Below are 17969 nucleotides of genomic sequence, written 5' to 3' on the forward strand. Positions count from 1 at the left end.
CATCGGCCCTGATGCGTCTCATCAGGTGCGGCCTGGCACGCGTCCCGCGCAATCAAGCTGCGGGCGCACGCCTTCTTGTCTTTAGCCTTCTTGGACTTCGACGAAGTCGTCGCCACCGCGAGCGGCTTCAACCACTTCCTGGACCGCGTTGGCGCGGCCTTCCAGGATCGCGTCGGCCACGCCGCGCACGTACAGTGCAACAGCCTTGCTCGAGTCGTCGTTACCCGGGATGACATAGTCGATGCCTTCCGGCGAGTGGTTCGTGTCAACCACGCCGATCACCGGAATACCCAGCTTGGCTGCTTCGGTCACGGCAATCTTGTGGTAGCCAACGTCCACCACGAAGATGGCGTCCGGAATACCGCCCATGTCCTTGATGCCGCCAATGGACTTCACCAGCTTGTCCATTTCGCGCTCGAACATCAGCGCTTCCTTCTTGCTCATGGTTTCGGTCGCGCCGGCTTCCTTGGCGACTTCCATGTCCTTCAGGCGCTTGATCGAGGTCTTGACCGTCTTGAAGTTGGTCAGCATGCCGCCGAGCCAGCGGCTGTCGACGAACGGCATACCTGCGCGAGCCGCTTCTTCAGCCAGGATCTCGCGCGATTGACGCTTCGTGCCGACGAACAGAATGGTGCCCCGGTTGGCTGCCAGTTGGCGCACGTACTTCAGTGCGTCCTGGTACATCGGCAGCGTCTTTTCCAGGTTGATGATGTGAATCTTGTTGCGATGGCCGAAGATGAAGGGGGCCATCTTGGGGTTCCAGAAGCGGGTCTGGTGGCCAAAGTGGACACCGGCTTCCAGCATTTCGCGCATGGTCACGGACATGAAATTCTCCAATCGGGTTAGGTCTGAAGCCGCCTCAGACATCCGTTGCATGCGTTACGACGGACACCCGCGGTGAAGCGGCTCGCGATTTCAAGCGTCACCGGCCACACGACCAGCGACTGCTTAGCCAGCGATTATAGCGGCAAAAACCCAATCGACTCAAGACCTTCCGAGCATTCGCAGCAAACGGGCCGGGACTGGCGCCCGGCGCCCGAAAACCCCGGCCGGGGCGCTTTGGTGCGATAATTCACACTTTAGCCACGACGCGGCGCCTCGCGCGCCTGCGTGCAGAAAGAGTCACAGCATGGCCGTTACCATTCACACCGCCGAAGACATTGCGCAAATGCGCGTGGCCTGTCGGCTTGCGTCCGAAGTTCTGGATTACATCACCCCGTTCGTAACGCCCGGCGTGACCACGGGCAAGCTGGACCAGCTGTGCCACGCCTACATGCGTGACGTGCAAGGCACTGTGCCGGCACCGCTGAACTATGCGCCCCCTGGCTATCCGCCTTTCCCGGCATCGATCTGCACGTCCGTCAACGACGTGATCTGCCACGGCATTCCCGGCGACAAGGTGCTCAAGAGCGGTGACATCGTCAACCTCGACATCACCGTCATCACCAAGGAAGGCTATTACGGGGACACCAGCCGCACCTTCGTCGTGGGCGAAGGGTCGATCCTGGCCAAGCGCCTGACGCAGGTCACATTCGAATGCATGTGGAAGGGTATCGCGGCCGTGCGTCCCGGCGCACGCCTGGGCGACATCGGCCACGTGATCCAGCAACATGCTGAAGCCGCCGGCTATAGCGTGGTTCGCGAATATTGCGGCCACGGCATCGGCAAGAAATTCCACGAAGATCCGCAGATCCTGCACTACGGCCGCCCCGGCACCGGGATGGAACTGAAGGCAGGCATGATCTTCACGATTGAACCGATGATCAACGCGGGCAAGCGCGACATCCGCACGATGCCCGACCAGTGGACTGTCAAGACGCGCGATCGCAGCCTGTCTGCGCAGTGGGAACATACGCTTCTGGTGACGGAAACCGGCCACGAAGTGCTGACCGTGTCGGCATTGACGCCGCCGGCACCGGAATTCGTACACGAAGGCGCGCCGGCCACGGCCTGATCCTCGCGGGCGAGCCGCACCGTCAGCGGCAGCACCGTCACGCTGATCTCGCCCCGCACCGGCTCAACTCTTGCAGCGACCGGCTCGTTCCGGTCGCTGTTTCATTCACGCTCCACTCATGCCCTCCGCTGCTGCTGCCCCTGCCGAAGAAGCCCACCCGCGCGACGCCCTGAAAGCTGAGCGCGCACACCTGTTCGCGCAGTTCGACCAGCACGCCAACGTTCAACAGCTCGTGACCAAGCTGGCGCGCGCGGTGGACCGTGCGCTGGTGCGGCTCTGGCAGGAAGAGCAGATGCCCGCAACCTGCGCGCTCATTGCGGTAGGCGGCTACGGGCGCGGCGAGCTGTTTCCGCATTCCGATGTGGACATCCTCCTGTTGCTGCCGGGCACCGCAGACAAGGCATTGGAGGCCCGGCTGGAGGCCTTCATCGGCCGCTGTTGGGACATGGGGCTGGATATCGGCTCGTCGGTGCGCACGGTCGACGAATGCATCAATGAAGCCGCACAGGACGTCACGGTGCGTACGTCGTTGCTGGAAGCGCGTCTGCTGACCGGCGACGAGGGCTTGTACCGCACGTTTGAGACGCACTATCAAGGCCACCTCGACGCGGCAGATTTCTTCCAGTCGAAACTGCTGGAAATGCGCCAGCGGCATGCCAAGTACCAGGACACGCCCTATTCGCTTGAACCAAACTGCAAGGAAAGTCCCGGCGGCCTGCGCGACCTGCAGGTCATTCTGTGGATGACGCGCGCGGCCGGCTTCGGTTCGAGCTGGAACGAGCTGCTTGCCAACGGCTTGCTCACGCGCCGTGAAGCCCAGGAGCTGGTGAGCAATGAGCGCCTGCTCAAAACCGTGCGGGCGCGCCTGCACCTGCTGGCCGGGCGTCGCCAGGACGTGTTGGTGTTCGACTTGCAGACGCAATTGGCCGAATCGTTCGGTTACCGCCCGACCACCGCCAAGCGCGCAAGCGAACAGCTCATGCGCCGCTATTACTGGGTGGCCAAGGCGGTCACGCAGCTCAATACCGTGGTGCTGCAAAACATCGAGGCAAAGCTGTTCCCGAGCGAGCTGGGTATCACGCGCAAGATCAACGATCGCTTTGTCGAACGGCAAGGCATGCTTGAAATTGCCGACGCCGATCTCTACCAGCGCGAGCCGACGGCCATTCTTGAAACGTTCCTGTTGTACGAGCAAACGCGTGGCATCAAGGGACTGGCGGCCAGCACCTTGCGCGCCCTCTACAACGCACGGACGCTGATGGACGCCAAATGGCGCAAAGACCCGGCCAATCGCGCGCTGTTCCTGTCGATCCTGCAGCAGCCGCAGGGCATCACACACGCACTGCGCCTGATGAACCAGACGAGCGTGCTCGGCCGCTACCTGGTCAACTTCCGCCGTATCGTGGGACAGATGCAGCATGACCTGTTTCACGTCTACACGGTCGACCAGCACATCCTGATGGTGGTGCGCAACATCCGCCGCTTCGCCATCGTGGAGCACACGCACGAGTTTCCGTTCTGCAGCCAGTTGATGGCGAACTTCGACAAGCCGTGGGTGCTGACCGTGGCCGCACTGTTCCATGACATTGCGAAAGGACGCGGCGGCGACCACTCGGTGCTCGGCATGTCCGACGCGCGGCGCTTCTGCAAGGAACACGGCATTGCCAAGGAAGACGCCGACCTGGTCGTCTGGCTCGTCGAACACCACCTGACCATGAGCCAGGTCGCGCAGAAGCAGGACCTGGGCGATCCGGAAGTCATCCGCCATTTCGCCGACTTGGTCGGCACCGAGCGTCGGTTGACCGCGCTGTATCTGCTGACCGTTGCCGACATCCGCGGCACCAGCCCGAAAGTGTGGAATGCCTGGAAGGGCAAGCTGCTGGAAGACCTGTATCGCATGACGCTGCGCGTGCTCGGCGGTGCCACCACGGACCCGCACGCCGTGCTCGAAGGTCGCAAGGAAGAAGCGCGCGCCCTGCTGCGCCTGGCCGCGCTGGACGACACCGCGCACGAGGCACTGTGGAAACAGCTCGACGTGGGTGTGTTCCTGCGCCACGACGCACGCGACATCGCCTGGTTCACGCGGCACTTCTACAACCGCGTCGACACCACGATCCCCATCGTGCGTGCGCGCATTTCACCGGCGGGCGTCGGCCTGCAGGTGGCGGTGTACTCACCGGATCGGCCCGATCTTTTCGCACGCATCTGCGGCTACTTCGAGCGCAAGAGCCTGACGATTCTTGACGCCAAGATCCACACCACCAAACACGGCTACGCGCTCGACACCTTCCAGGTGGCCGACCCCAGCAGCGGCTTGGTAGAGCCCGGGCATTACCGCGACATCATCACGCTGGTCGAACACGAACTGGCTGAACAGATCTCGCGCGAAACCGCCCTGCCCGAGCCGCCGCGTGGGCGTATCTCGCGCCAGTCGCGCAGCTTCCCGATCAAGCCTCGTGTCGACCTGCGGGCGGACGAGCGCGGCCAGTATTACCTGCTCTCCATTTCTGCGACAGACCGCACCGGTCTGCTCTACGCGATTGCCCGCGTGCTCGCTCACCGTCGCGTGTCGGTGCACACCGCGCGTATCAACACGCTCGGCGAGCGCGTGGAAGACATCTTCCTGGTCGACGGCACCCGCCTGACCCAGGACAACAAACTGCAGCTCGAGCTTGAAAGCGAGCTGCTTGATGCGCTCGCCATCTGAGCGCCAGCCTTACCGGTCTAGATTCATGACTACCGATTCCGATGATTTCCCCGGCGACGACGACAAGCGCGGCGCCAGCGACCCGACTCAGCGCGCCACCCGCCCGGGCAAGCGGGCCACGCTCGGCGTGCGCCGAGACGACGAAGGCAATGCCGTACGTTCCACAGGCAAGCCGCTGCGCTCGTCTGATCTGAACCGCGAGCGCCAGCCGCTGCGCCCGTCACAGCGCCGCCCCAAGCCGGAAGAAGGTGCCGGCAAGCCGCCCCGCCCCGCACGTCCTCCGCGCCGCGACGACGACGGCCAGACGCGCGACGCCAAGCCGCGACGCGTACAAGGCGATCGCCCACCGCGTCGTTTTGATGACGAGCGTCCTCCGCGTCGATTCAACGACGACCAGCGGCCGCCGCCCCGTCGCGCTGACGACGAGCGCCCGCCGCGACGCTTCGAAGATCGGCCGCCTCGCCGGTTCGACGACGAGCGCCCTCCACGCCGATTCGACAATGACCGCCCACCGCGACGCTTTGACGATCAGCGCCCGCCCCGTCGTTTCGATGACGAGCGCCCGCGCCGCCAAGGCGACGATCAACGCGCGCCGCGTCGTGAGGGCGATCAACGCCCGCCGCGACGCTTTGACGATGAGCGCCCGCCGCGACGCTACGGTGACGACCAGCGCCCGCCGCGCCGATTCGACGATGAGCAACGCCCGCCGCGCAAGTTCAGCGACGATCAACGGCCGCCCCGTCGTGATGGCGACCAACGTCCTCCGCGACGCTTTGACGAGGCGCGCCCGCCGCGCCGTTACGGTGACGACCAGCGCCCGCCGCGCCGATTCGACGATGAGCAACGCCCGCCGCGCAAGTTCAGCGACGATCAACGGCCGCCCCGTCGTTTCGATGACGAACGCCCGCGACGCTATGGCGATGATCAACGCGCGCCCCGTCGTGATGGCGACCAACGTCCTCCGCGACGCTTTGACGAGGCGCGCCCGCCGCACCGTCACGGTGACGACCAACGGCCGCCACGCCGATCCGACGATGAGCAACGCCCGCCGCGCCGCTATGGCGATGACCGTCCTCCGCGTCGTTTCGATGACGAACGCCCGCCGCGACGCTTTGACAACGACCAGCCGCCGCGCCGCTTCGAAGATCGTCCGACACGTCCGCAACGGCCAGAGCGTGAACGCGAGGAACGGGCTCCGCGCCATGCTGAAGAGCGCGCACCCCGTCAGGCACCGCAAACCGAATCGAGTGGTTTGGTCCGCCTGTCCAAGCGCATGTCCGAACTGGGTCTGTGTTCGCGCCGCGAGGCCGATGAATGGATTCCGCGCGGCTGGGTGCTGGTGGATGGCGAGCCCGTCACCGAGCTGGGTTCGCGCGTCAAGCCGGATGCGATCATCGAAATCCATCAGTCGGCGCGCTCCGAGCAAGGCGAGCGCGTGACCGTGCTGATGCACAAGCCGGTCGGCTACGTTTCGGGCCAGGCAGAAGACGGCTATCAGCCTGCCGTTTCGCTATTCGTGCCGGAAAACCAATGGGAAGGCGATCCCACGCGCAAGCGCTTCGCGCCTTGGCAACGCCGGGCGTTGGCGCCGGCCGGCCGACTGGATATCGACTCCACCGGCTTGCTGGTGTTGACGCAGGACGGACGCGTGGCGCGCCACCTGATCGGCGAGGATTCGACGGTCGAGAAGGAATACCTGGTGCGCGTGGTGTGGGATTCGCCGAACGGCCTGGTTGAGCGCGATATCTCCAAGGTCTTCCCGGAAGAGCTGATGGAGAAGCTGCGCTTTGGCCTGTCGCTCGACGGCGAAGAACTCAAGCCCGCGAAGGTGAGCTGGCAGAACGAAGAGCAGTTGCGCTTCGTGCTGCGCGAAGGCAAGAAACGCCAGATCCGCCGCATGTGCGAACAGGTGGGACTGGAGGTGGTAGGCCTCAAGCGCATCCGCATGGGCAGCATCGTGCTGGGCGACCTGCCGGTCGGCCAGTGGCGCTTCCTGGGGCCGTTCGAGAAGTTCTGAGGCTGCCTCTGCCCCAAAGAAAAACCGGTCAACGCATTGCGCGCTGACCGGTTTTTTTATGCCTGCCGTCCAGGTTACAGACGCGGAGCCTGGCAGGCGGCCCCGGTGGTGTTGGCCGATGCGGGCATGCCAAACACCGCTTGCGCGCCGCAGCGCGAGCCGAACATCTTCGCTTGGTCGTGGCCAACGCCAACCACTTCGTGCGCCTGGTGGTTGACGCGCCTGCGCCCCGCCATGTGGTGCTCGTAGCGCCAGTAGTTGCGTGCGCGATCCAGGCGCGTCGGGCCTTCGGCCTCGGCACCGCAGAGCTTGTCGAGCACGCGGTGGTTCGGATCGTTGTCGCTCGTGCCGGCCAAGTAGGTCACGTGGCGCTGCGCATATCGGTTGAACAACTGCCGGCCGGTCTTGCCAGCGGCATACGGGACCATGTCGACCATGCCGTACTTGTAGTGGTCATAGTCCGGACAAACGCTGGTGCTGTAGCGTGCAAAGCCCTTGCCGCGCGGACGCTCCGGCGTGAAGTACAGATATGACGACGGATTGGCGACCACGTAGCGCAGATCAATGCCACGCTTGCGGATGGCTTCGTCCACGTTATTGAGCACAGCGTAGCGTTGCACGATCTGGCCGCCGCCCGAATGGCCTGCCACCGTTACGCGCTTGACGTTGGGCGCACGTGCCGGGTCCGTCACGTAGCCGATCAGGTCATCGAGTACCTTGAGCGAACTCAGGTCCGTGTACGGCGCATTGGTGGCGTTGAAGCCGCCGATCCAGCCATCCACCGACCACACCGGCATGCCGTCGAAACCCTTGCCCTCATCGGGCGTACCGGGAAAGTTCGGGGCAATCAAAAGGACTTCGTCGGGGTTGCGGCCGCTGGCCTGGAGCAGATCGGCGCCCGCGGTGTAGTAATCGTTGCCGTTGCGCTGCAGGCCGTGCTGCATGAATACGACTTCGCGGATGCCGCTCAGATCGCCATCGAGCGGATGGTTGGCGTAAACGGGGAAATCGTAGGCCACGGCATCCGCGCCCAGATGCACGCGTTGCCAGACCGGACCCTGAGGCTTCTGGGCAGCCGGTGCGGCCGCCGTGGTTTCGGGTGCCTGCGGCCCCGCGCACGCAGCCAACCCCAGCATCGCCGTCATGGCGACCCCAAACGCCAGCCGGCGCCAGCCCCTCAAACCATCGCGCTTCATATCGTCTCCGTGGTGGATGAAACATGCGTCCACCCGCCCCCGCAGGTGCGACGCTCCCGCAGTCTGGATCAGTCGTCGTGATTGGCGGGCAATTCCGGGAACAGCACTTCGGTAAAGCCGAAGCGGGTGAAATCCTTCACGCGCATCGGATACAGCACGCCCTGCAGGTGATCGCATTCGTGCTGCACGACACGGGCGTGGAAGCCCTCGGCAATGCGGTCGATGGCGTGACCGTGCTGGTCGAAGCCGGTATAGCGCAGGCGCGTATGGCGCGGCACGACGCCACGCATGCCCGGCACCGAGAGGCAGCCCTCCCAGCCGTCTTCCATCTCGTCCGAAAGCGGCTCAATGGTGGGGTTGATCAATACCGTCTTGGGCACGGCCGGCGCATCCGGATAACGATCGTTGCGATCGAACCCGAAGATGACAACTTGGAGATCCACGCCGATCTGCGGCGCCGCCAGACCGGCACCCCGCGCCGCATCCATGGTGTCGAACATGTCTTCGATCAGGGCCGTCAGTTCGGGCGTGTGGAAACGCTCGACGGGCTTGGCCACGCGCAGCAGACGGCTGTCGCCCATCTTGAGGATGTTTCGGATCATGCCTGGTCTCCCGCCGGTTTTTTTAACAGCGCGAGCATACCCGCTTCGTCCAGAACCTTCACGTTCAATTCTTCGGCTTTAGCGAGCTTGCTGCCGGCTTCTTCTCCGGCGACAACATAGTCGGTCTTCTTCGACACCGAACCCGATACCTTGGCGCCCGCCGCTTCCAGCATGGCCTTGGCTTCGTCACGCGTGAGGTTGGGCAATGTGCCGGTCAACACGACCGTCTTGCCGGCCAGCACGCCTTCTTCGGTGGCTTCAGCCGGCATGGCGGCAAGCAGCTCGTCGCGCAGCGCGTCGAGCTGCTCCAGTTGCGCGCGATGGTCGTGCGAGCCCAGCCATTCGAGCAGCGACGCGGACACATCCGCCGGCAGCCCGGCCAACTGATCAGGCTCCACGCCGGCCAACTGGACTAGCGTCGGCGCCGCCACAGCCAATTGCTTGGCACGCGCGGCTGTCAGCTTGGGCACCCCAAGCGTGGCGTACAGCTCAACCGGCTCCAGTTTCTCGCGCAGCTTCGCGTTGGGCGCATGCTCGCCTTGCGGGGCGACGCCGGCTTCCAGCAGCGCATCCAGCGCCTGCTGATTCTTCGGTTCGGCAAAGAAATCGGCAATGGCTTCAGCCACCGTGGCACCCACGTCGGGCAGCGCCAGCAGCAACGGTGCCGGCGCCCGCCGGATGATGGCCAGACTGCCGAGCCAGTCCGCGAGCGTCTTGGCGGTGGATTCGCCCACGTGGCGAATGCCCAGCGCAAACAGGAAGCGCGCCAGCGGCGGCGTCTTGCTGGCCTGGATACCCTCCAGCAGATTCTCAGCCCACTTAGTGGCGATCTTGCCAGCGGCGACGGTTTCCGGTGTCGCGCCATCGCGCTCATCGGCGCGGCGCTTCATCTCCAGGAAATCTTCGAGCTTGAGCTTGTACAGGTCGGCGATGCCGTGTACGTAGTCCAGCTCGACCAGGTTGTCGATGTAACGCTCGCCCAGGCCTTCGATATCCATCATGCGGCGGCCGGCAAAGTGGCGGATCGCCTCTTTTCGCTGTGCCGAGCAGAACAGCCCGCCGGAGCAGCGGGCCACCGCCTCGCCCTCTTCGCGCACGACGTGCGAGCCGCACACCGGGCACGTCTTCGGCAGTTCGAACGGCGGGTACTTCGGACGCTGCTGCGGATTGAACAGGTCGCTGCCCGGCACGTCATCCATCGGGCGGCGATCGAGCACTACGCCCACCACCTCGGGGATCACGTCACCCGCGCGGCGCACGATCACAGTGTCGCCAATGCGCACATCCTTGCGGCGTACTTCGTCTTCGTTGTGCAGCGTCGCGTTGGTGACCGTCACGCCGCCAACAAACACCGGCACCAGCCGCGCCACCGGTGTGATGGCGCCCGTGCGGCCGACCTGCACGCCGATGGACTCGACGGTGGTCAGCGCTTCCTGCGCCGGATATTTGTGCGCAACTGCCCAGCGCGGCTCGCGCGTGCGAAAACCGAGTTCGCGCTGCAACGCGAGCGAATTGACTTTGTAGACCACGCCGTCGATATCGAACGGCAGGCTGTCGCGCTTGGCGCCAATGGCCTCATGGAACTCGACCAGCCCGTCTCCTCCCTTCACAGCCGCGCGCTCCGAGCTGACCGGAAAACCAAATGCCTGCAGCGCATCGAGCATGCCGGAATGGGTGTCGGGCATGCCTTTCCAGCCGACCACCTCGCCCAGGCCATAGGCGAAGAACGACAGAGGGCGCTCCGCAGCCATCTTCGGATCAAGCTGGCGGACGGCACCGGCCGCGGTATTGCGCGGGTTGACGAAGGTCTTGTCGCCGCGCTCACGCTGACGGGCGTTGAGCTTTTCAAAATCGTCGCGGCGCATGTAGACCTCGCCGCGCACTTCGAGCACGTCGGGCACAACGCCATCAAGCGGATGCACGCCCAGCGGAATCTGCCGGATCGTGCGGATGTTCTGCGTGACGTCTTCGCCTGTGGTGCCGTCACCGCGCGTAGCCGCCTGCACGAGATAACCGCGCTCGTAGCGCAGGTTGATCGCCAGGCCATCGAACTTCAGCTCAGCGGCATATTCGACGGGCGGATCGGTGTCATCGAGGCCCAGTTCGCGGCGTACGCTGGTGTCGAACGCGCGGGCGCCGTTGGGGGTGGTGTCGGTCTCAGTGCGGATCGACAGCATGGGAATGACATGCCTGACCGCCGCAAATTCGGGCAAAACCGCCCCGCCGACCCGCCGCGTGGGCGAGTCCGGCGTCTTCAGCTCGGGATGTTCAGCTTCCAGCGCTTCCAGCTCGCGATAGAGCCGGTCATATTCAGCGTCGGGCACGCTGGGCTGGTCGAGCACGTAATACTCATGGGCGTAGCGGTTCAGCTCAGCGCGCAGCCAAGCTGCCCGCGCCTCGGACGTGGCACCGGACGCGGGTTCTGCAGTCTTGCTCATCGTGCGTCCGTCAGTGGCTGAACAAGCGCACCGCGGTGCTGGAACCGGCCGGGATGCCGCGCGATTCCAGCTTGTCATACAGCACGCGCAGATGCTTCTGGATGGCGACGAACGATTGCTCCGTCAGCGGACGCAGGTTGTCATCCACCACTTGCGCACCCATGCGCTGCGACAGCGTGTACGCGTATTCGCACACCAGCTTGAACGGCTTGCTCGGCTCTTCCGCCACCGGCACATCGAGCAGCAGCGTGATCTGGCGGCCGGCCTTGACGGTCAGGTCATCGCGCAGGAAATTGGTGTCGCCAAACTGCAGCGTGAACAGTGCGCGCTGCACACCGTCAGCGCCCGCATGGAAGCGCGTGAAACGCGTGCCGTCGCGCGAGAGCACAAGGCCGTCTTGCGTGGCCACCGTCTGCACGTATGCAGCCGACCAGGGCGCACCGTCGGAGATCACGCTCACGCCCAGTTGCACATCGCACTCGGCGGCAAACGCATCGAGTTCGCGCGCATTGGAGATCGTCTCGTTCATGTCCGGCAGTTCCGGCACGGCATCGGCCGCTTCCGACAGCGGATCGATCGCGTTGATGAATTCCGAGAACTCCAGCGCATTCAGCGGGCCGGTGCGGTTGGCCAGTTGCACGGCCACTTGCACGTCGAGGTAGCGCTGACCGGCGCGGATGGTTTCCCATGCATTGGCGGCGGGGTTCAAACCTTCCACGTGGATCTGCTTGGTGCCTGCGCGACGCAGCTTGGCCAGCGCCGGCAGCAGCCGGTCGCCCGACACTTCACGATCCGGATGCAGCGGCACGATGCAATCGATCAGCGGATCGATCACGCCATTGGCCGGCTCCAGCGAACCCGGGGCAGGTTCGGCAACCTCTTCCGTCTCGGCGGCTTCGAGCACGGCATCGTCGCCCGAAGGCGTGAGCTCAGCGCCGATCACGCCTGCTTCGGTGTCGGCACTGCCCGTGGCGGGAATGTGCGTCTTCGCCGAGAAACCGGGCTCAAGACGCGGTTCAACGCGGTTGGGTTCCTCACGCTCGCCACCCAGGGCGGGCTCGGCGCGCTCGGTCCAACCGTCGCCGCGCGGGGTCTCGTCGGCGGGCGGGTTGTACGCCTCGGGACGCCGCGCCTTGCGGATCTGCCACTGGTTGTACACAACGATCACCAGCACAAACACCACGCCGGCGCCCAGCAGGGCCATCACCAGGTTGTTGTCCTGCATTTATGCTGCCTCCGCCATGGTCAGTGCGGCATCCATATCCACTGCCACGATCCGGGACACACCTTGTTCCTGCATGGTCACACCGATGAGCTGTTGCGCCATTTCCATCGCAATCTTGTTGTGAGAAATAAAAACGAATTGGGTCTTGTCGGACATGCGCTTGACCATGTTGGCGTAGCGCTCGGTGTTGGCGTCGTCCAGCGGCGCGTCCACCTCGTCGAGCAAGCAGAACGGGGCCGGGTTCAACTGGAACATCGCAAACACCAGCGCAATCGCGGTCAGCGCTTTCTCGCCGCCCGACAACAGGTGAATCGTCGAGTTCTTCTTGCCCGGCGGCTGCGCCATCACCTGCACGCCCGCGTCGAGAATCTCTTCGCCGGTCATCATCAGCTTGGCCTGGCCGCCGCCGAACAGTGTCGGGAACAGTTCACCAAAGTGATAGTTGACCTGGTCGAACGTACCTTGCAGCAACGCACGCGTTTCCTGATCAATCTTGCGGATGGCGTCTTCGAGCGTGGTGATGGCGTCGGTCAAATCGGCCGATTGGGCATCAAGGAAGCCCTTGCGCTCGCGCGCCGCAGCCAGCTCGTCGAGCGCGGCCATGTTGACCGGGCCGAGCGCGTTGATCGCGTTGTTGATGCGCGTGACTTCACCTTGCAGGTACGAAGGCTTCAGGTCGCCTGTCAGGCGTTCAGCCAGCACGGCTTCGTCCACGTTGGCAGCGGTGAGCTGCTCGGTGAACTGCTCTTGGTTCAGGCGCGCAGCCTGTTCCTTCAATTGCAGTTCGGTAATGCGATCGCGCAGCGGTTGCTGGGCGCGCTCGGCAGTCAGGCGTTGCTCGTCATGCGTGCGTAGCTGCGCCGTCAGCGCATCCAGTTCCATGCGTGCCAGCCCGAGCTTTTCTTCCTTCTCGGCACGGCGCTCCAGCGCTTCCTGCAAACCGGTGTGCGCAGTCTGCTCGTTGATGGTTTCCAACTCGGCGCGCGCGTTCTCCAGCGTCAGCACGATCTGCTGCGCCTGATCGCTCGCCACCTGGATGTTTCGCTTCAGTTCTGCAATGCGGTTCTGCAGATTGCGCTCGGCAAAGTGCGCCTCCTGTGCGCCGCGCTCCTGGTCACGCAACGCGTTGCGCGCATCGCTCAGGCGAACCTCGAGTGCCTCGAACGCCTGCTGGCTGTCTTCAAAGCGCGCCTGCATGTCGGCGAGCGCCGCATCGTGCTGCTCGAACGTCGCCTCGGATTCCGCGCGGATGGCACGCTGCTCTTCGATCTGCGCGCGGATCTCATCCAACTCACTGTCGATCTGGCCACTACGCGCGTTGTATCGCTCCATCGCCTGCGACAGCTTGAGCACGTCCATCTGCAGCACGTGCACGCGGCGTGTGGCCTGCTCGGCGCGGGCGCGCACCTGCGTGAGGTTTTGGCTCGCTTGGCTGTAGGCCGCTTCGGCGCGCACGGCAGCGCTCTTGGCTTCGTCGGCCAGCAGCATCTGCGCACGCACCTGCTTGTGCAGGTTCTCGATTTCCTGGGCGCGAGCCAGCATGCCGGCCTGTTCGGAATCGGGCGCGTACAGCTGCACGGATGACCGGCCAATCAAGTGCCCTGCCTTGATGACAAACGTGCCGCCTTCCGGCAGCGTCTGGCGCGCAGCGAGCGCAGCCTGCATGTCGTCGGCGATATAGACGTCGGCCAGCCAGTCTTGCAGCACGGCGCGAATGCCCGGCTCCGTCACCTGCACCAGCGACATCAGCGGACGCAACCCCGCCGGTGCCTCCACCGGAAGCGCTGCCGGCGGCGGCGCATAGAAAGCCAGCTTGGCCGGCGGCGCGTCAGCTGCAAACGCCTTGATCCAGTCCAGATTGGAGACTTCGAGCGCGCCCAGCTTCTCGCGCAGCACGGCTTCAAGTGCCGGCTCCCAACCCTGCTCGATCTGCAGCTTCTTCCAGAAGCGCGGCAGCTCGCTCAGTTCATGTTTGGCCAGCCATGGCTGAACCTTGCCGTCGGTCTGCACGCTCTCCTGCAACTGCTTGAGTGCCGCAAGGCGGGCTTCCAGGCTGGCAATGGTGGCGGCTTCCGATTGCACGCGGTCTTGCGCAGCACGGCGTGCCTCGTCGAGCTGCGGCACCTGCGTCTCGGCGTCCTCCAGCGCGGCTTGCGCTTCGGCCAGCACCTCTTCCTGTTCAGCCAGTTCGGCACGCAGCGTTTCGAGCTGCACGTCGTCCGGCTTGTCGAGGCCGGATGACTCCTGCGTCAGACGTTCGCGGCGCTGGTCAAGCTGCAGCAAGGCCTGGTCGGCATTGCGCTGGTGCGCGGCTTCGAGTTTGAGCGCCTGTTCCGATTGCAGGATCGCAGCGCGCTGATCGTTCAGCGCGGTCTGCGCATCGCGCCATTGCGCTTCCATGCCAGGGAGTTCGTCGGCTTTGCGTGCAACGTCCTCGGCGGCCTGCGCGGCGCGCTCCTCGGCCATGGCCAACTCTTCCTCGGCCGCGGCAAGGTCTTCCTGCGCCTGCTCGCCCTGTGTATGCCACTGCTCTTGCTGCGCGGTCAGCGTGGCGATCTGCTGCTGGATGCGGTTGCGCGACTCCACCACGTAGCGGATCTCGGCTTCCAGGCGACTGACCTCGGAGTTGGCTTCGTACAGCGCACCCTGCGCGGCGTGCATCGCGTCCGACGACGCGTAATGCGCAACGCGCATCGTTTCGAGTTCGGCCTCGATATGGCGCAACTGTGCGGTCTGCGCTTCAAGGTCGATCTGCGCCTGTTCGATGGCGCGCTGATGGCGTTCCTGCTCGCCCTGCGCTTCACGCTTGCGCAGCAGCCACAGCAGGTGCTGCTTCTCTTCGCCGTCGGCCTGCAGTGTCTGGAAGCGCTGCGCGACTTCGGCCTGACCTTCGAGCTTTTCGAGGTTGGAGCCGAGTTCGCGCAGGATGTCTTCCACGCGCGTGAGGTTTTCGCGGGTATCGGAGAGGCGGTTTTCGGTTTCGCGGCGGCGTTCCTTGTACTTCGACACGCCCGCAGCTTCTTCCAAGAAGATGCGCATGTCATCGGGCTTGGCCTCGATGATGCGCGAGATCATCCCCTGCCCGATGATGGCGTAGGCGCGCGGCCCAAGACCCGTGCCGAGGAAGATGTCCTGGATGTCGCGGCGGCGCACCGCCTGGTTGTTGATGAAGTACGACGAGGTGCCATCGCGGCTCAGAACGCGCTTGACCGCCACCTCGGCGTATTGGCTCCACTGGCCGGCGGCGCGGCCTTCCGCGTTGTCGAAGACGAGTTCGACGCTGGCGCGGCCAGCCGGCTTGCGCTGGGTCGAACCGTTGAAGATGACGTCCTGCATCGATTCGCCACGGAGTTCCGCAGCGCGTGACTCACCGAGCACCCAGCGCACGGCGTCGATGATATTGGATTTACCGCAACCGTTCGGGCCAACGATGCCGACAAGCTGGCCCGGAACATGAAAATTGGTTGGATCGACGAAAGACTTGAAGCCTGCGAGCTTGATCGAAGAGAGGCGCACGTTGTGTTCGTCTCGAAGGGATCAGAAAAGGGGATAAAGCGGGCGCCCAAGGAACGCGCCTCTGTCATCACATCTGCGCCGTGGAGCGCGAAGTGACAAGGCGCGCCCCAGGGGCGCGGATGGCGCCATCATACCATTCGCACCCGGTGCTCCCGCCAATCAAATCGCTACAAAAATGGACGAAATTTGCCGCGCAAGAGAGCAAATTGCTGCAAATTTGTAAGCAGTTTCGCCTTCGTGACAAATAGCGTCAGTCCGGGCGGCGCGTGCGCGAACGTTCCGGCGTGGTGAGCCATTCGAGCAGCGCATTGTGCAGCGCATCAGGATCCTGGATTTGTGGCGCATGGCCCGCATCGGGGAATTCCACCAGCGTGGCGCGCGGAATGGCCTTCGCCGCCGCCCGCCCAAGCTCCGGGTAATGACCAAGCTGCGCACGCGCCTCCGGCGGGGCTGCGTCCTTGCCGATGGCGGTGGTGTCTTTCTGGCCGATTAGCAGCAGCGTCCACGGGCGCAACTGGCCGAACTCATAGACGACAGGCTGTGTGTAGATCATGTCGTACAGCAGCGCGGAATTCCACGCCACCAGATCGCGCCCCGGGCCGCGGTACATCCCGGCCAACATCTGCACCCACGGTTCATATTGCGCGCGCCATTGCCCGGCGTAGTACGTCGACTGCTCATAGGCGCGGATGCGCTCGGCGGTGGTCTGCTTCTCACGCGCGAACCACTGGTCGACGGTCATGGACGGCACGCCTTTGGCCTTCCAGTCTTCCAAGCCGATCGGGTTGATCATCACGAGCCGGGACACCGCGTTCGGATACATCAGCGCGTAGCGCGTCGCCAGCATGCCGCCTGTCGAATGGCCAATCATGATGGCCTGCTCGATCCCAAGCGAGGCCAGCAACGCATGCGTATTGCTGGCCAGTTGCTGGAACGTGTACTGATACGAACGCGGCTTGCTCGATTTGCAGAAACCGATCTGATCCGGTGCGATCACGCGGTAACCGGCACCCGTCAGCGCGGCGATCGTGCCTTCCCAGGTGGCGGCGCAGAAGTTCTTGCCGTGCAGCAGCACGGCCACCTGACCGTTCGGCTGCTTGGGCGCGACGTCCAGGTACGCCATCTCCAGCGCGTTACCCTGCGACTCGAACTTGAAGAGTTTGACCGGGGCCGGGTAATCGAAGCCTTCCAGCCGGGGGCCATACACGGGGCCAGCCTCTGCGGAAGCAGCATGCACGGCCGTCGCGGCCATTAACAGCGCAACCGTCAGCGCCGTGGAAATCGAGCGAAGCAACATCCGCAACTCCTCGGTTGATTTGCGAAACACCGGCAGCCTACTTGCTCCGCGACAGCCCCGACAATGCGCCCGCCAGGATGATGCACGCTCCGCCCGCCATTTCCTGGGGGGATAGGCGTTCCGCCGTCAGCAGCGCCGACGACACGGCCGCCACCACGATTTCGAACAGCATCAGCAGCGCCGCGCGATTGGCCGGCAAGCGTTGCAGGCCGCGCTGCACCATCGCATTGCCGCCCACCAGCACGCAGGCCATGCCCACCAGCAGCAGCCACGTATTGCCCTGCAAAAAAGCAGCCGGCACCGCGTGCACGCCATCGAGCAGCAGCGCAGCCGGAAAGCCCACCAGCGCGCAGCCCGTGAAGACGACCACGGTGCGCATTTCCGGACGCATGGTCGGGTGACGTTGCCCCGCCAAGCGCGACAGCACGTTGTTGCACGCGAAAGCGAGCCCTGCAATCAGCCCTGCCCATTCCGCAGCAGAACCTGGCCACGGCGTGCCGGCCTCGCCCGACCACAGCATCATCATCGCGCCCGCCAGCGCCAGCGTGAGCAGCACACCGCCGCGCCAGCCCAGCCGCTCGTGCAGCCACAGACGCGCCAGCAGCGCCGTCCACACGGGCGTCAGATAGAACAAAAGCAGCACCCGCATCACCGTGCCGTGCACCGTGCCCCAGACGAAGCCCGCGTTGGTGATACCCGCCGCTATCCCGAGCGCCGGAATCAGCCACGACCACTGGAACGTTCCAAAGTGACGACGCAGCACCACCGCAGCCAGCACGGCCGCAGCCGCGCCCGTCATCGAAGAAGCCAGCATGCTGCCAAGCCCCCAGCCGGCCAGCAGGCGGTACGGATACCAGGAAATGCCCCAGACCGACGCGCCCAGGAGGATGAAGAGTGCCGCCGCCCATTGCGGTTCGTGGTGGCTGGCGCTATCCGCTGAGGGCGCCGAAGAAGCAATCGTTGTCATGTGACCAATAAAAAAACGGCGGGAATCCGCCGCTTCCTGCAATGTCCGAG

The 17969-nt window shown here is 64.6% G+C and carries 11 protein-coding genes; 3 read left to right on the forward strand and 8 right to left on the reverse strand.

From position 1 onward, the window contains the following. Positions 1-81 precede the first annotated feature (81 nt). Positions 82-825: a 30S ribosomal protein S2 gene (rpsB, locus tag M1D44_RS07725; protein WP_004626667.1), complete on the reverse strand. Its 744-nt coding sequence runs from the start codon at positions 823-825 to the stop codon at positions 82-84. 304 nt (positions 826-1129) lie between these two features. Here rpsB and map point away from each other — a divergent pair, with 304 nt between their 5' ends. The 3 genes from map to M1D44_RS07740 all read left to right on the forward strand — a co-directional run bounded on the left by map (position 1130) and on the right by M1D44_RS07740 (position 6678). Next, on the forward strand, positions 1130-1954 hold the full coding sequence (map, locus tag M1D44_RS07730; RefSeq protein WP_024975796.1) for a type I methionyl aminopeptidase: 825 nt from the start codon (positions 1130-1132) through the stop codon (positions 1952-1954). Positions 1955-2072: 118 nt separating this feature from the next. Continuing rightward, on the forward strand, positions 2073-4661 hold the full coding sequence (locus M1D44_RS07735; RefSeq protein ID WP_316853711.1) for a [protein-PII] uridylyltransferase: 2589 nt from the start codon (positions 2073-2075) through the stop codon (positions 4659-4661). Further along, positions 4645-6678, forward strand: a complete 2034-nt coding sequence (locus M1D44_RS07740) for a pseudouridine synthase (RefSeq protein ID WP_316853712.1) — start codon at positions 4645-4647, stop codon at positions 6676-6678. Before M1D44_RS07735 ends, M1D44_RS07740 begins: the two co-directional genes overlap by 17 nt. Before the next feature lie 74 nt (positions 6679-6752). Here the strand turns inward: M1D44_RS07740 and M1D44_RS07745 are convergent, their stop codons facing one another. The 7 genes from M1D44_RS07745 to M1D44_RS07775 form a co-directional block, all read right to left on the reverse strand. Further along, complete coding sequence (locus M1D44_RS07745) at positions 6753-7874, reverse strand: hypothetical protein (protein ID WP_316853713.1); 1122 nt, start codon at positions 7872-7874, stop codon at positions 6753-6755. 68 nt (positions 7875-7942) lie between these two features. Continuing rightward, the gene (gene def, locus M1D44_RS07750) at positions 7943-8476 is read right to left on the reverse strand and encodes a peptide deformylase (protein WP_316853714.1); all 534 of its coding nucleotides are present in this window, start codon (positions 8474-8476) and stop codon (positions 7943-7945) included. Next, positions 8473-10914 (reverse strand): NAD-dependent DNA ligase LigA, encoded by a 2442-nt coding sequence (gene ligA, locus M1D44_RS07755; RefSeq protein WP_316853715.1) that lies wholly within the window; start codon positions 10912-10914, stop codon positions 8473-8475. Before ligA ends, def begins: the two co-directional genes overlap by 4 nt. Positions 10915-10924: 10 nt before the next feature. Beyond that, entirely contained in the window at positions 10925-12139 is a 1215-nt protein-coding gene (locus M1D44_RS07760; RefSeq protein WP_316853716.1) for a cell division protein ZipA C-terminal FtsZ-binding domain-containing protein, read from the reverse strand. Then, the gene (smc, locus tag M1D44_RS07765; protein ID WP_316853717.1) at positions 12140-15655 is read right to left on the reverse strand and encodes a chromosome segregation protein SMC; all 3516 of its coding nucleotides are present in this window, start codon (positions 15653-15655) and stop codon (positions 12140-12142) included. A gap of 250 nt (positions 15656-15905) precedes the next feature. Then, on the reverse strand, positions 15906-16952 hold the full coding sequence (locus tag M1D44_RS07770) for an alpha/beta fold hydrolase (protein WP_024975804.1): 1047 nt from the start codon (positions 16950-16952) through the stop codon (positions 15906-15908). A 37-nt stretch (positions 16953-16989) separates the two neighbouring features. Continuing rightward, a complete protein-coding gene (locus M1D44_RS07775; RefSeq protein ID WP_316853718.1) occupies positions 16990-17919 on the reverse strand; it encodes a DMT family transporter in 930 nt (309 codons plus the stop codon). Positions 17920-17969 lie beyond the last annotated feature (50 nt).

The sequence above is a fragment of the Ralstonia sp. SA306 genome (assembly GCF_054792405.1).